Annotated in this window: 8 protein-coding genes; 6 read left to right on the top strand and 2 right to left on the bottom strand. The window is 39.2% G+C overall.

Annotated elements, in window-relative coordinates:
* Window positions 1-453 precede the first annotated feature (453 nt).
* From AB6T38_RS12795 to AB6T38_RS12820, 6 genes are all read left to right on the top strand, one after another.
* Window positions 454-2,193: a sulfatase gene (locus AB6T38_RS12795; protein ID WP_372547681.1), complete on the top strand. Its 1,740-nt coding sequence runs from the start codon at window positions 454-456 to the stop codon at window positions 2,191-2,193.
* A gap of 63 nt (window positions 2,194-2,256) precedes the next feature.
* The gene (locus tag AB6T38_RS12800; protein WP_372547682.1) at window positions 2,257-5,055 is read left to right on the top strand and encodes a family 78 glycoside hydrolase catalytic domain; all 2,799 of its coding nucleotides are present in this window, start codon (window positions 2,257-2,259) and stop codon (window positions 5,053-5,055) included.
* A gap of 96 nt (window positions 5,056-5,151) precedes the next feature.
* Window positions 5,152-6,594 (top strand): sulfatase, encoded by a 1,443-nt coding sequence (locus tag AB6T38_RS12805; protein ID WP_372547683.1) that lies wholly within the window; start codon window positions 5,152-5,154, stop codon window positions 6,592-6,594.
* 44 nt (window positions 6,595-6,638) lie between these two features.
* A complete protein-coding gene (locus AB6T38_RS12810; RefSeq protein ID WP_372547684.1) occupies window positions 6,639-8,087 on the top strand; it encodes a BNR-4 repeat-containing protein in 1,449 nt (482 codons plus the stop codon).
* A 169-nt stretch (window positions 8,088-8,256) separates the two neighbouring features.
* Window positions 8,257-9,975 (top strand): hypothetical protein, encoded by a 1,719-nt coding sequence (locus tag AB6T38_RS12815; RefSeq protein ID WP_372547685.1) that lies wholly within the window; start codon window positions 8,257-8,259, stop codon window positions 9,973-9,975.
* A gap of 42 nt (window positions 9,976-10,017) precedes the next feature.
* Entirely contained in the window at window positions 10,018-10,992 is a 975-nt protein-coding gene (locus AB6T38_RS12820; RefSeq protein ID WP_372547686.1) for a polysaccharide lyase, read from the top strand.
* A gap of 177 nt (window positions 10,993-11,169) precedes the next feature.
* On the opposite strand, the gene AB6T38_RS12825 is transcribed toward AB6T38_RS12820, so the two are convergent.
* Window positions 11,170-12,621 (bottom strand): BNR-4 repeat-containing protein, encoded by a 1,452-nt coding sequence (locus AB6T38_RS12825; RefSeq protein WP_372547687.1) that lies wholly within the window; start codon window positions 12,619-12,621, stop codon window positions 11,170-11,172.
* Between the two features lie 153 nt (window positions 12,622-12,774).
* A complete protein-coding gene (locus AB6T38_RS12830; RefSeq protein ID WP_372547688.1) occupies window positions 12,775-13,302 on the bottom strand; it encodes a PEP-CTERM sorting domain-containing protein in 528 nt (175 codons plus the stop codon).
* Window positions 13,303-13,502: the final 200 nt, after the last annotated feature.

Genomic DNA, 13,502 nt, shown 5'->3' on the forward strand with positions numbered 1-13,502 from the left:
CAAACCTGCTCTAAATCTACATTCGTTCAATTTCCTTTTTTATTAAAGTACTTGTTAAAAAGCGCCTTGGTGCAAAATAAACAGTGGTGCCCATAAAAACTCCTCGAGTTATATTTATTTCATGCATAAAGCAACACTATCTAAACTATTGTTAACTTTGTGATAGATGTTGAGTTAATTGCTCTGTTGAGATTTGCCTAGGTGACAGTAAATACAATATACAAAGGTTGAAAATTAAATAATGTGAATATTCGACTTAATTGTAGATTAAAATAAAGTGAATTTGACGTAAAGTGATTGTAAATGATTGCCTGTGTGGGTATTATATTGAATAGTTTATACTTAGTTAAATGTTGAAAGTTTGAGTTTAATTGAAAGCATGCTAAGCATTTTTCTTTACATGAACGCAATTTAACTTAGCTGGCATGTTTAATTTTTTGGTAAAGAGTTTTTATGAATTTTAATGTAATTAAAGCACTTGTACTTTTTCTGAGTTACTTACTCATAAGCCTTGTAAGCATAGAGGCGAATGCAGTGACGGAAAAGGATAAAGGCGAGAAAAAACCAAATATCTTGTGGCTGGTATTAGAAGATATGAGCCCCATACTGCCAGCTTACGGTGATAACACCATAAGCACCCCCAATATTAGTTTGCTTGCAGAAGAAGGGGTGAAATACACTAATGTTTACTCTACTTCTGGTGTTTGTGCACCGAGTCGAGCTGCCTTAGCTTTGGGAATGTATCCCTCCTCTGTCGGGGCGAATCATATGCGAACCACCTCAAACACTGATGAGACCGGTTTGCCAAAATATGCAGCAGTGCCGCCGCCAGAAGCTAAAATGCTTAGTCAATATATGCGAGAGTTGGGCTATTACACGACCAATAACTATAAAACCGATTATCAATTTGAAGCACCTAAAAATGCGTGGCATGAAAGCGGTGTTTACGCCCACTGGCGTAACCGTCCAGCAGATAAACCATTTTTTGCAGTGGTAAATTTTACCACTACTCATGAGTCTGGGTTGTTTGAACCTTATGGTATTCGAGAAATTGAATCGAGACATTATTTTTCTGATGACCCCGCGCGTATTGCTACTTTGTCTACCAATCCTAACCATAAAACTAATCAATTAAATACTCCCATTCACGTACCAAAAAATTTAGATTTTCCAATTCCCCCATATTTGCCAGATACACCTTTAGTACGAAGAGATTTATGGAAAATGTATAATAATTTGGCGGAAACTGACCGCCAGATTGGTGCTGTACTTGAGCAATTAAAGCAAGATGGTTTATTAGATAGCACTATTATTTTTTTCTATTCCGATCATGGTGGCCCATTGCCCCGCCAGAAGCGTTTGGTTTATGACAGCGGCTTAAAAGTGCCACTCATAATTCGCTTTCCAAATAAGCATCGAGCAGGTGAAGTTGACGATCAATTGATTAGTTTTGTCGACTTTGCTCCTACCACTTTAAAGTTGATTGGGATGGAAACGCCTACTCACATGCATGGTCGGGATTTTATTCAAAATGGTTTGATTCAGCGTGAATACGTACATGCTGCAGCTGATAGATTTGATGGTTTTACTGATGTAATAAGAGCGGTTAAAAATAAGCGTTTCAAATACATACGGAATTATAGACCTGAGCAAGCCTATTATTTGCCGGTCGCATACCGCGAAAAAATACCTTCTATGCAAGAATTATTGAGACTGCGAGATGCAGAAAAACTATCGTCTATTCAAGCACAATGGTTTAGACAGACTAAACAACCTGAAGAGCTGTTTGACACGTTTAAAGATCCTCACGAATTAAATAACTTAGCCAGCAATCCAAGATATGCGAAAACGCTTAAAGTATTGAGCGAAGAAATGGATCGATGGTTAGAAGAAGTGGCAGACGACCCGTCGATGGCAGAGAAAGAGTTGATTTCTCAGTTATGGAAAGGAAGTGAAACTCAGCCTAAAACTGCTAACCCTGTTATAAAAACTAATCAAGGAAAAATTTATTTATCCGCGGCGACACAGGGTGCTTCAATAAGTTACAAGATAATAAAAAATAATTACGAGCCTGTGGCATGGCAGCTGTATGTTAAACCTTTTGTATTACCTGAAAGGGCGCAGCTTAAGGTTGTCGCTCAGCGAATTGGTTATCTAGAAAGTGAACTAAAGAGTTTTTCAATCAACAATTGAGATTTATAAAAGCTGAGCATGATTGATTGCAGTTTAAAAATTTTGCGAGTAAATGGAGCGTCTATGTCAATTTGGCAAAATACAGCAAGTAAGTTAGCGGTATCTATGTTTATGGTAATGTTAGTGGCGGCTTGTGTAGCTGAAAACACAGAGTCTGAGCCACAATTAAGTCAAGTTTCTGCTTCTTTTTTGACCGCCCCTACAGAACTTAAAGTTGGTGAGGGCTTTGTAAATCCAATTGGTTATTACGAATCTAAGCCAAGGTTCTCATGGAAAATAGACCCAGATTCTAATATTGACTTTCAAACTGCTTATCAAATTCAAGTTGCAGCTACGCAGGCAGATTTCGCAAATGAAAATATTTATTGGGATAGTCAAAAAATAAAATCCAACCACACCTCTTGGATTAAATATTTAGGCAAGCCTTTGACCTCTCGTCAACAGGTTTTATGGCGGGTACGTATTTGGGATGACAAAGATAAACCATCTTTTTGGAGTCAACCGCAATCAATTGAGTTGGGTTTATTAAACAACGAAGACTGGCAAGCAAAGTGGATCGGTCACCCTGACACGGATTTGGCTAAAAATCCTTCACAAGCAACACTTGCAACACCTCAATATTTACGTAAAAAGTTTAGTGTAACTAAAGAACTTAAAAAAGCGCGTCTGCACATCAGTGCTAAAGGGTTATTTAAGCCTTATATTAATGGAACTGAAGTATCAACTGAAGATGTAATGACACCAGGTTGGACTCCTTATGCTAAACGTATTGAATCTCTGACTTACGATATTACTGATAACTTGAAGTTGGGTGACAACGTGATTGCAGCAAGTATCGCTGGTGGTTGGTACGCTGGTCGCGTGTACAAATTTACCGATAAGGATCATAGGTTACCAGCACGATTGTTGGCTCAATTAGAAATTACTTATACCGATGGCTCTCGTCAGGTCGTTGTCACTGATAATAGTTGGTCGGCTTCTCAATTAGGTCCAATTCGATTTGCTAGCATTTATGATGGTGAACGATATAACCAAGGTCTCGAAATGCAAGGTTGGACAACTGCTGGTTTTCAGCAAGACGCTTGGGCTGCGGCAATTGAAAAGCCTTTAGATCTGAACATCTTGATTACTCCTAAACGACATGCGCCTATCCGCATTACAGAAGAAATGCCTGTAAACAATATTGTGAGTGACCAAGATGGTGTTGTGATTTTTGATTTTGGTCAAAATATGGTTGGTGTGCCTAAACTGAATATACCTGTTGTAGCGGGTCAAGAAGTTAAAGTTAGATATGCCGAAGCTCTGCATAAAGGTGAGTTTTATACTGACAATTATCGCAGTGCAGAATCGACCAACTACTATTTACCTAGTGAAACAGGAGTGATTGAGTATCAGCCAACTTTTACTTATCACGGTTATCGCTATATTGAAATATCCGGTTTCGATGCCCAGCATACCCCTAATAAAAGCTGGGCTAAAGCGATGGTCCAACACTCTGATGTGAAAATTCATGCAAACTTCGAAAGTTCCCACCCTAAATTAAATCAGTTGTCTGAAAACATAGTGTGGGGAATGAGAAGTAACTTTTTCGACATTCCTTTAGATTGTCCACAACGGGATGAGCGTTTAGGTTGGACTGGTGATGCGCAAGTATTCGTTACTCCTTCAATGTACATGGCAGATGTATATGGCTTCTGGTCTGCATGGTTACAAAGTATTCGTGAAGAGCAAGGCCCGGACGGAAAAATACCACTGTATGTGCCTTTTGTTGAGTGGATAAATTTTGCGTCTTCAGGTTGGGGCGATGCGGTAACGATTATTCCTTGGGAGCTCTATATGGCAACAGGGGATGAAACGATATTAGCCGATAATTTTGAGATGATGAAAGGGTGGGTTAGTTATCATGAAAGGAAAAGTGAAAATTTAATTTCTAACATGACAACCTTTGGTGATTGGTTACAACCTTTTCCGCAAAATATAAAAGAAGGCGAAAATGGTAATCGCGGTAATACTGACTTTAGCCTCATTGGTACTGCCTATTTTGCACGGTCAACAGAGTTAACTCTCAAAACGGCAAAAGTGTTGAATAAACCTGACGATGTGACTGCATTAACTGAGTTACATGGCAAAATTAAAGATGCGTTTATGACACAATTCTTTGATCAGCAGTTAAACCTTAAACAAGAAGACGCAATCCCAACCCAAACGACTTATTTATTAGGGCTAGCCTATGATTTGTTTCCACCAGAAATGCGTGAAGTTGCGTTAGAAAAATTAATAGGGCTAATCCGTGAAGCTGACTCTCATTTACGCACGGGATTTTTAGGTACGCCGTTACTAACCAAGGTACTGCAGGAGGCCGGTCGCAGTGATGTGATTTATGAATTATTATTTAAAGAGTCATATCCATCTTGGTTTTATTCAATCAACAACGGCGCTACAACTACATGGGAGCGTTGGAATTCATACTCACTTGAAAATGGCTTCAATCCGCAAGGAATGAACTCATTAAATCACTATGCTTATGGCACTGTGTCTCGTTGGTTTTATGAGGGTATCTTGGGTATAACGCCAAAAAAACCTGGCTTTTCTGAAATCCGTATTGAACCTCAGTTTGGGAATGAACTAAGCCATGCCAAAGGCAGTTATATTACTCCCCAAGGGGAGGTTAAGGTTGATTGGCAAATTACAAATAAGCAGCTAATCATAAACCTAACTGTGCCTAAAAATACTACCGCAGACATAGTATTACCTCAGGTTAATAATAAAACTATTACGTTAAACGAAGTAAGTACCGTAGCAACGTCACTGACCAATTTGGGTCCTGGTATTTATCAAATAACAGGACGTGTTCAACTGTAGATTTTCAGTTGCTGATTAAAGACAACAATACATCATGGACCAAATATACAATATTTGGAAAACTATCTTATTAAATCGATATTTATAGGAACAAATATGTTTACTTTATCTAGGTTAACTACTTCCCATAACAAATTTATAGCCAATAAAATAAAGCTGACGTTGTCAATCTTTGTGCTGATTTCAGTTGTGGCTTGTAGCAATTTAAAAGCGGCAACAATAACCAAAGAAAACTCGTCCGATAACAATGCGCTATTGCCAAATATTTTATTAATTTTATCTGATGATCATGCTTGGAACGATTATGGGTTCATGGGTCATGACATTGTTAAAACACCTACCTTAGATGAATTGGCGGCAGAAGGAGTGACTTTTAAGCGAGGCTATGTACCTACGGCACTATGTCGCCCATCTTTGGCCACAATTGCTACTGGTTATTATGCATCCCAGCACGGCATTACAGGGAATGATCCGTCACGTTTATTACCAGGTGGGAAGGGCGGGGAACTATATGAAAAACAGCGGTCTGAGATCATTGCAAAAATTGATCAAGTGTCGACTTTACCCCAATTGCTTAAGTCGAAGGGATATATGTCTTTACAAACAGGTAAGTGGTGGGAAGGCAGTTTTCAGCGCGGTGGATTTGACCGCGGAATGACGAGAGGATTTCCCGAAGAAGGCGGGCGTCATGGGGATGATGGACTAAAAATTGGCCGTGAGGGTGTAAGCATTATTACCGACTTTATCGATGAATCGAGTGCGGCAAACAAACCATTTTTTATTTGGTATGCCCCTTTTATGCCTCATGCTCCCCACACTCCACCGCAGCGTATTTTGAAAAAGTATGAGAACAAAGGGTTACCAATATCCATCGCTAAATATTATGCAATGATTGAATGGTTTGATGAAACAAATGGACAATTATTTAAACACCTTGAAAGAAAAGGTCTAAAAGACAATACCCTTATTGTTTATGTGTCAGATAATGGTTGGGTAACAAACCCTTCACAGACAGGGCGTTTTTTACCTCGCTCTAAGCAAAGTCCCGGAGAAAGCGGAGTTCGCACGCCGATTATGTTTGCCTTACCAAGCCAATTGAAAGCACAAATGCGGTCTGAAGTGGTTAGCAGTATAGATATTGTTCCAACTATATTGGGTGCTGCAGGAGTAGAAGTGCCGAAAGACCTACCGGGCATTAATTTATTTTCTAACATGAAAAACGAAACTTCGATTGAACGGGAAGCAATCTTTGGGGAAGGTTTTGCTCATGATATGGATGATCTAAGCGAGCCAGAGTCGACCTTATTATACCGCTGGGTGATAGATGGTAAATGGAAACTGATTTTAAGTTATGACGGTAAAAACGTGAGCTATCAAAAATATCATGAAGATGTGTTGTCTGGTCCCCGTTTGTACAACTTATTAGAAGATGAACACGAAACTAACAACCTAGCCAGAGAACATGCTGATGTAGTGGCTAGGTTGTCTAAAAAGCTAAATAATTGGTATCCAGTGAATAAACGCAAGGTTTTACAATAATATACGAACAAACGTGCCATTAAGAATATGAGGTGTAACTGTCTATGAGAAAAAAGATTACTATGAAAATGCTGATTACGAACTTTAAAACAATGCTATTTGTTGTGAGCTGTGGCTTACTAGCGGCATGCAATAATCAGGTTTCAACCAATAATAATACATCCCAGGAAGTAGATTTTTTTGCTGATAATGCGTTTGGTAATCCACTCGCTATCGTTCAGCATCCTGCTGGCGTGCATGCAAACGGCATTACATATGTTTCTTATCAAGGGCCTCTAGAAGATCCATATGTCGCTTCATATAACCATAACACAGGAGAGTGGAACGGTCCCTTTAAAGCTGGAGTGAGCGAAATGGGTAAGGACCCATCTCGTCCTAAAATAGATAATCACGGAAAGCCTACCATGTTAATCGATGATCTTGGTTACATTCATATTTTCTTTGGTGGTCATGGAGGTATGCCTAAACATGGTAAGAATTTATTGGGCAATCACCATTATGGACGCAATAAACATGTAGTGACAACAAAACCAGGTGACATTAGTCAGTGGCAAGAGTTAGATAACATTCCCGCTTTTGGCACGTATAACCAAGCGGTGAAAATGGATAATGGTGATATATATCTTTTTTATCGACATGGTGCCCACCGCAGTGATTGGGTTTATCAAAAATCCACTGATCACGGTCGGACATTTGATGCACCGGTATCTTTCTTGAAGCATAAAAAGCGCCAAGATATTAAAGCAGATGATAGTTGGTATGCTTGGGTTAGCAAAGGTCAAAATGACGATATTATTGTGTCTTACGACTACCATGTTTGCTGGAATAGTGATGCAGGTATTAACGGTAGAGGACATACAACAGAGCGCCATGATGCTTATTATATGGTTTTTGATACCAAAGGTGGTACTTGGCACAATGTTAAAGAAGAAAACGTAAACATTCCTGTTACTCGAGAAGTTGCTGACAATCAGACATTAGTCGCCAAAACGGGTGAAAATTGGACATTCAATGGCTCAGCACACTTAGATGAAAATGGGTATCCGCATATTGCCACTAATATAGGAAAAGACTTAGGGCACAAAACAGGAGGTCCTAAACAAACTAGTTATTTCCGCTGGACAGGGACCGAATGGGTAGGGGGGAATCCGGTTAATCCACAAACGCGACTAGACAATACTGTTTCTCGTGGCGACTTTTTTATAAATTCAGCAAACGAAGTGACATTCGCACTCGGTTATCAAGAACAAAATGATGGCGTGATTTCGTATTTTACTAGTGTTGATGGTGGAAAGTCGTTCAATAAGAGTCAGGAGCTGCTGCGTCGTGAAAATGCTGCTTGGGCGCTAACTGCACTTATTCAAAATTCCCATCCTGATGCACGAGTTATTGTGGCCGAAAAGCAAACAGGCAGTAATTGGCATAAATTATATTTGCTGGGGGATAACGGACCTGTAAAGCGCTTGATGCACGATGCTAAATTAAGAAACTAGGCGGCTTGTTAAACCAAGAAAAAGTGATATGTGGTTTCTTGGTTTACTTACCTATGATCGAACTCATCAGCACACTATGGTGTGCTAAATCAGTCGTATTTGATGTAGGTATTCAAAGTTGTATGAAATCAACCAATATCAAAAAGTGATACAAAGGGGAAGTATAGCAATGAAATCTGCTAACCATTTGTTCGATTTTGTGATTTATAAATTCCAAAGTCTTGTTTTAGCGTCTTTATTATTGCTATTTGCTCTTGTGTGTGCAGGATGCCTTTCTACCCATACCTATGAAGAAAATTCGGCGGAACATAGCTTTTCGGATAAACGAAAGGCGTTAATCGAAAAATTTTCAGTAAACGACAAAGTGTTTTCGTCATTGGCGGCTCAGATTGATCTGAACGATCCTGAAAGCAAAGACTATTGGCGTTGGCGCATAGATCAATACATGTACGGTCAGTATCCAGAGTATCAAGTGATTTATGATACTTATAAGCAAGGTAAAACATTTCATCAAATATACGGACTATTACCGGAAACGTTGGGACCTAAATCCCCATTGCCCACCAATATTCCTGATTTACCAGAAGGTTATTTCACAGAAAATTTGGAGGGTAATCCACATAGAGGCTGGCAACATGTGGAGGACGATACGGTTTATATCACATACCAAGGCCATTTGACTGATCCTTATATCGCCAGCTACAACCTTGTTTCTCATCAGTGGCAAGGCCCTTATAAAGCAGCAGAAAGCACACTGTCTAAAGGTGACAGAAAAATCGATAGTCACGGAAGGCCTATTATTGAAATGGACAGTAAAGGTCATTTGCATATTGTCTACGGTGGTCACGGCGGTGAGAGAGAAGATGGGCTTAATCCGTTTTCTATCGATACTCCCCATGCTGGAGGCAGAATGCTGCATGTAAAGTCTGAAAAACCTTATGACATTAGCAGTTTCGTTTATGTTAACGATATCACTCCATTTGCCTCGTACACAAAAAGCTATAAAATGGGAAATGGAGACATATACTTGTTTACTCGGACTGGTACGCATAAGTCTCCTTGGGTTTACTACAAAATGAAAAGTGGTCAGCAACATTTTGAAGAGCCCGTCATTATTACTTGGCCAACTCCACAGCAAGATAACCCAGTTAATGTAGATACCTTTTATATCAATCCTGTAAAAATTTCAGATACTGAAATCGCCATTAGTTTTCTTTGGCACGAATGTAACTTTAACGAGGTTCACAATAAAACAAACTACGGAAGGATAAACGCCTACTACATGAAGCTAGATACTGAAAGCGGTAACTTCCATAATGCACAGAATGAAGTATTGAGATTACCCATCACATTGAAACAAGCCAATGACAAAACATTAGCGTTTGATTCAACTAAGCGTGAGGAAACGCCATTTGGCACCAAGCCAATTATTTTGAAGGGGAGAACCCCCGCAGTTGCTTATGAGGCACGAACTAATGATTTTCGTGAGTGGAGAATGACTGCCTATAGAAATGGCGAATGGGTTCACAGTCTCCCGATGCCAGGTACAGTTAACAGAACTTTGCATGACAGTAATAATATTGAAATCATGAATATTGTTGACCTTGAAGTTTTAGACAAGATGGCAGAATCGTTAACTGCAGTGGTTATTTACAAAACCGACGATAACAAGACAATATTTGCAGAAGCTGAGAGTCATAACGGTCAAAACTGGCGTGTAACAGAAGAGCAGTTAAGCTTAAAAAATACTCGCATTCAAATGGAACCGGTTAAAAACATTATTAACGATACTGTTGCCGTTGTATTGAATATTAAAAAGGGAGTATCGCAGCGTTTGTATTTATGGCACGAAGGCAAATTTCGTGCACCACAGATTGACAAGTTTTAGTGTTTTGAACATTACGGAACAATTAAAGAAGAGAACTTTACTATGTTAAAAATGAAGAGTTGTGCTGTGCTAATCGCTTTCTTACTAGCGGGCTGTGATAATAATTCAAACAAAAATTTTACTGAAAATTCAAACGCTAACGCTGAGGCTAAGATAGATTCTAAAGCTCAAGAAGATGTGTCCTTGATTTATGAGTCATTTGAGGAGGGGGGGTGGAATGCGGCATCTCCACGAGGTTTTACACCGGGCTTAAATGCTGATTTAGAAAAGACCTTTATGTTTAATCAACATCAAGGCAAGCACGCTTTTAAAATAGAAAGCGAAATTGTACGAGAAGGTCGTCATGCTGCTAAATTAATTTGGCGCCACGAAAACCCTCAAGCTTATAATGGCGATAAAAATAAACTGGATAACGTCGACCGCAAGGCTATGTTTCATGGTTTTAAAACGGAAAAAGTGAAAGGGGCTGAAGCGTGGTATGGGTTTAGCTTTTATTTTCCATCTGAAGGCACTAAAGACGAACTCAATGATTGGTTATTTTTTCAAATTCACGGTAGTGCTGATAAACGTCTGAATGAGCATTCTCGTAACCCACCATTTAGTTTAACCCTTACCAGAGATGGCTTAAGAGGAAACTGGAAGTGGGATCCTTATGAATTAAGTCCGACAAGAAATGGAGATGGCACCGAGCATTTCGAAATTCCAGGCAGTAAAAATGATTATCTTGATAGGTGGGTTGATTTTGTCCTGCATGTAAAAGTGGATTATTCAGACGAAAAAAGCGGATTCATAGAACTATGGGTCGATGCTAAGAAAGTACTGAACAAACACAATGTTCAATTTGGTTATAACGATGACAAGGGAATATACCCCTCTTGGGGAATGTACTTTAATGGTGATTTAGGCGTTATGAAAAACGATCACTTTTTGTACCTTGACGCGATTCGAATGACTGATGATGTAAACGCTAAATATGAGCATGTGGCACCGGTTAAAGCCGTCACCAATATCAAATAGAAGATAATATAGAGTCATCAAGCTTACGTCTTACTTGACGCCAATATTATTGGGGTGAGCCTATATCACTTGCAACAGAGATAAGAGCGGTAAGCGACTGGTAACGACACGTCAATCATATCATCATTGATTAGACATTCTGTCCAGTCGCTGTTGTTAGATGGGAGAATCAAAAAACTATCTTTCGTCATATACTCTTGTTACTGGACCTTTGTCACCGATCAAATACATGCGACGCCAATTACTATTTTCTGGTTTCTCTGCCACAATAAACCGTGCATCAGGGTGGGCATTTCGAATAAATGAACTCGCGGCTGAACCTGGACTATCCAAGTTACTTAGCGACTTTGGACGTTTCAGTTCTTGTTCATCAGGTGTGCCAAGATAATCACCAAAACGCAACAAATCCTTTCCCTTGCTAAACGTGACACCAGAGTCATGACTTTCCCACCAGCTGACTCGGGTTTTATCTGTTTTAGAATCAATGCCACTTAATAAAAAGCGCACGTTGTCACCATCAGTTAAAAAGTCACCTCGACCAATTGGTAAACCGCTTTTGAACTTACCGAGCCAATTTTCTCCATCCCAAGTGAAATGTGAAGCGTGTTTTGGACCTCCTATTTGCCAGCCAATATCCTCACCAATATATGCGGCTATATGTGGATTTCCTTGTTTATCTACTTTAGTTGAACCATTGAACGTCCATAAATCTCCGGTATTTATGGCTAGTGCTTTTTCATCCGCTACTTCTTTAGAAATCGGTATATTAAGTGATTCACCTTTCACATTGCTCCACACATTTGATTTAGTATCAAATTTTGCAAAGTATAGGTTTTTTCTCTCAGTTGAATGTCCGCCGCGGTTATTGCGGGGGGCATCTTTATCCCAACAGAAGTGATAGTCGAAACCAATTACTATTTCATCATCTAAGCCTTTTGAAGCATAAGCATACCAACTATCTGTTCCAATATTGTCAGCACGACGTTTAGATTGTAAAAACGATACAGGCTCTGAAAAAGTGCGGCCATTGTCGATGGATTTTTGATATACCCAGTTGCTTCGATGTGCACCATGACGATAAAACAAATAAATATCTCCGTTATCCATTTTTATTGCTTGGTTATAAGTACCGAATGGAGGGATGTTGTCTACGTCTTCCCAGCTTGAAATATCTAATGGTTTTTTTGATACGGAGTGCTTGTTTTCACCAGAATGAGTACCTGAACCAAGTGGGTTTTTACCATGTAATGCTTCTACACCACCGTGACCACCGTAAAATATATGAATATAACCCGCATTATCAATAATGAGGGTAGGTTTGCCGTGGCTGTCTATTTTTTTGTTAGGATCTTTACCTAAAACGCTGGTTCCGGCCTTAAACGGACCAATCCATTGTTTGTTGGTATGGTTGTATGCTGCTACATATGGATCTTCCAGTGTTCCTTGGTAAGCAACATACGTAATACCATTGCGATGCTCCCCCGCTGGATGCTGAACAACTGCTACACCTTCACCCCAACCGTTATCGGCAAAATATTTTTTTTCTACCTTGCCTTGGGCGTCTTTTATCCCAGCTGTGAATAGCAGTCCTAACATAATAATAGAGAGTGACACCTGCCTAATAATCATGACTTTTCCTTCAGATCAAATCGTTATTAATTATTGCGAAGTAGCAATAAATTGTTAGTTAAATACGTTAATTAAGGGCAAACTTAGAAGGCTTATACGGTTGTTGATGTGTAAGCCTTAGTTTAAAAATGATTCAGTTATCGACTCTAAACTCTATGCGCTTAACTGGCGTCTACGAATTAACAACAAAACCGCTGCAATCGACAATAATGCAATTCCTGAGGGCTCTGGTACAGCAACTTGAGCTTCAATATCATTGAAGTTCACATCTTGAGCGGTAACAATTAAGCTGCTAAATAATGGCGTGTTGATATTCGTTAACGCGGTAAATTGTAATTCACCTAATTGAAATGAAGTACCAACGATATCGGTTATTCCGTACAAGAAAGAGGCTTGCATAATTAAGGTATTGGATAAGTACGTAAATGCGTCTCCAAATGCACCAAAGTTAACGATTTCATCTGAATCAAGCCAGCTATTGTCTACAAACGCAAGTTGTGAATCATCAAAAACAAAATCTAATTCTAAAAAGTCAAGATTTGGATTTAGCTCATTGACAAAAATATCAACTGTGACGACATCGCCCATGTTATAGCTATTTTGGTCTGTTTCGGTGCTGATTAATCCGGCATTAGCGTTAATCGCTAACGTTAAGGAAAATATAAGTATTAAAAATTTCATTTTTTTACCTTTTTATTGCGAGTTGTTTAAAACAATTATCTATTAACTGAATGCGGTTAAACTTTGAAACCATAAACATGTTTAACCGTCAATCCAGTTACTTTTTCGTCTATCTACTGCATTTTTGCGTCAGTCACTAAAATCATGGTGTCACCAAATACTTAGGTTTCACTGACGTTTAGACTGTGCCTTCTTGTTTA

It is taken from the genome of Aliiglaciecola sp. SL4, from assembly GCF_041538045.1.
In the GTDB taxonomy this organism is placed as follows: Bacteria; Pseudomonadota; Gammaproteobacteria; order Enterobacterales; family Alteromonadaceae; genus Aliiglaciecola.